This is a genomic window from Acidimicrobiales bacterium (assembly GCA_036491125.1).
In the GTDB taxonomy this organism is placed as follows: Bacteria; Actinomycetota; Acidimicrobiia; order Acidimicrobiales; family AC-9; genus AC-9.
This window is the reverse complement of record DASXCO010000240.1, coordinates 1-2065: the sequence shown is the minus strand read 5'-3', so window position 1 is coordinate 2065 and position 2065 is coordinate 1. Positions and strand designations below refer to the sequence as shown.

The following is a 2065-nucleotide window of genomic DNA, read 5'->3' as shown; positions in this document are numbered from 1 at the left end:
ATCGAGCCCCCGGTAGCGTTGGCCCGGCACGCAGCACGCCAGCGGGCGTGGCGGAACTGGCAGACGCGCCGGGTTTAGGTCCCGGTCCCGAAAGGGATGGGAGTTCGAGTCTCCCCGCCCGCACAGGTGGTCTGAGCTGGGATTTCGTTGCCAGGACCCCGGCCAGCTCTTCCGAACCCGCTTGACCCGGTCCAGCAGGATGTTGCCCCGCGGTGTCGAATCTCATCCGAGATATCGGGCGTACGCCTGACGGCGGAAAGGCCGTTCTTCCTGGGGGTCCGACAATGGCTCGTGTGCGGCGCTTGGCGACTTCCACCAGGAGGAGGGCGTCGGGAGCAGGAGCTTGGCGGCGATTACCTCAGGCTCCTCGGATCGCCCAGGCTCGGCCGGGGCCGGCCGGGCAATCGGCTGCCGGGGGTCGAGCGGGTGGTGGATCACGGGCGACATGGCGGGCAACTTCGGCGGGGGCCTCGAGGTTTGAGCGGAAGGCATCGTGATCGCTCTCGGGCGTGTCGTCGCGTCGGTGCTCTGTGTTGTTCCGCTCTCAGCTTGGGCTGCTTCCTCGGCGACCGCCGCGGCGGCGCCTGCCGCGCCGCCATGCAGGGCGTCGACCACCGGCGGCGAGTGGCCGTCGTATGGCCACGACGCCGCCAACTCGCGCACGCAGCCCAATGAGACCCGCATCGGTCCACAGGCCGTGCCAACCCTGAAGCCGGCATGGGTATTCTCGACGAACTCCACCAACGATGGGACGGGGTTCAACACGACTCCGGTGGTCTATGGCGGTTGTGCCTTCATCGGTTCCTTCGGCGGCGTGGCGTATGCCCTTGATGCGGGGACCGGGCATGTGGTGTGGCAACGCAAGTTGCCAGCGCCCAACCCAGGTTCTGGTGGGGTGATCGTCGGCGCGGCAGCCATCGATGGGAACGCCGTCGTCTACCTCGTCAACGAGTTCGCCGCCCCGTACGCGATCGCGCTCGACCGCTCGACCGGAGCGGTGATCTGGAAGAGCGCCCCCTTCGCCCCGCCTCTCAGCGCCAGCGCCGCCCAAGCCGGGTCCTATACGAACGCCAGTCCGGTTATTGCAAATGGGTTCATCCTCGCCGGCTACTCGGAGCCCGAGGGAGACTCCACGGCGACCGGGGGGTTCTCGCTGATCGACGCCACGACCGGCAAGGTCGTGAGGACGACCCCGACGATCCCGCCTGCGGCGCAGTCCCAGGGCTATGCGGGTGGGGGGCTGTGGAGCAGCCCCGCCTACGATCCGGCCACTGGGTACGCCTATTGGGGTGCGGGTAACCCGAACAGCAAGACCAAGCAATACAAGACCACCGACGCGATCCTGAAGATAGATCTGAACCCGTCGCGGCCGACGTTCGGCCAGATCGTGGCCTCCTATGGTGGCAACATCGACCAGTACACGGCGGCCTTGGCGGCACTCAGCCAGTCCCCCGTGTGCGCCGCCTCGGACAATCCTGCGGTCCCCGATCCACTGGACGATCCAGCCTGCGGCCAGCTTGACCTCGACTTTGGAGCGTCCGCGAACCTGTTCACGACCAGCAACGGGACCAAGGTGGTGGGGGATCTGCAGAAGTCTGGCGTGTACCACGTGGCCAATGCCGCGACGATGACGCCCGTGTGGAGCACCCTCCTCGGCGCCTCCTGCCAAGCCTGCAACGCAGCCTCGACGGCGTTCGACGGCAACTCCGTCGAGGGGGTGGCGACGCCGGGCGGCACGGCGTTCTCACTGAACCGCAGCACTGGGGCGACAAATTGGCGAAGCCCGGTCGGTGACGGTACTCACTACCAGTCGATGAGCGCCGCCGATGGAGTGGTATGGACCGTGGATGGCCTGAGCAACCTCGACGCTTTCGACGCCGCGAGTGGTCGGACGCTCGCACGCCGGCCGTTGGGCGCGGACGCCGGGGCTCCGGTGACCGACCTGACCAGCTCCGGCGTCGCCATCGCCGAGCACGAAGTGCTGGCGGCGGCCGGGGGACTCTCCTACGAGGCGGCACCGGGATATGTCATCGCCTACCGCGTGCCCTGATGTGAGTCAGGCGCG

General features: G+C 67.9%; 1 protein-coding gene and 1 tRNA gene. Both read left to right on the top strand.

Annotated features, from left to right (window positions below; translation table 11 throughout):
* Nucleotides 1-41: 41 nt before the first annotated feature.
* Nucleotides 42-123: transfer RNA gene (locus tag VGF64_18475), tRNA-Leu, on the top strand.
* Nucleotides 124-697: 574 nt separating this feature from the next.
* Nucleotides 698-2050, top strand: coding sequence for a PQQ-binding-like beta-propeller repeat protein (locus VGF64_18470; GenBank protein HEY1636746.1), 1353 nt, complete (start codon nt 698-700; stop codon nt 2048-2050).
* The last annotated feature ends 15 nt before the right edge of the window (nt 2051-2065 follow it).